At 57.6% G+C, this 498-nt stretch carries 1 protein-coding gene; it reads left to right on the plus strand.

The genetic code is table 11. The features are described 5' to 3' along the window. On the plus strand, positions 1 to 288 hold a 288-nt coding region (locus EOE48_RS28645), incomplete at its 5' end, for a DUF3313 family protein (RefSeq protein WP_127734238.1). Between the last annotated feature and the right edge of the window lie 210 nt (positions 289 to 498).

The following is a 498-nucleotide window of genomic DNA, read 5'->3' on the forward strand; positions in this document are numbered from 1 at the left end:
GTAAGCGCTAAAACCAAGGGGCTGCGCCCGTATGAAGTTATCCCGATCGCGTTGGTGGCCGCCGGCATCAGCACGGCGACGGGGATCCGCGATCAAGACACCAGCGTGGCCACCGAGGCCGCATTCATTGACGGAAACTCCAACGAGGTAGTGGCCCAGGTGGTACGCAAAGGCGCGGGTCAGGAGCTGGAGAACGACACCCAGAAGCTGACCTTGAATGACGTCAAGCCGGTGCTCGATGGCTGGGCCAAGGACATGGTCAGTTCATTCAAGGCCCTGAAAAAGTAGCCCGAATGTTCCCCTGCCGTGGCTGCGGCAGGGGCATCGGCATTTGATGCACGGACTCGAAGTTTCAAGGATGCCCCGATGAAAACGGTCATGCTAAAGATCAACCTTCAGTTTGCGACTATGCTCAAGAACCAGTCGCCTGCAGCCGGAATGAAGCTGACGCAGGTAGCTTTCGCAGCCTATGCCTACTCCACGGATGTGCAATAAGGA

The organism is Methylobacterium oryzihabitans, assembly GCF_004004555.2.
In the GTDB taxonomy this organism is placed as follows: Bacteria; Pseudomonadota; Alphaproteobacteria; order Rhizobiales; family Beijerinckiaceae; genus Methylobacterium; species Methylobacterium oryzihabitans.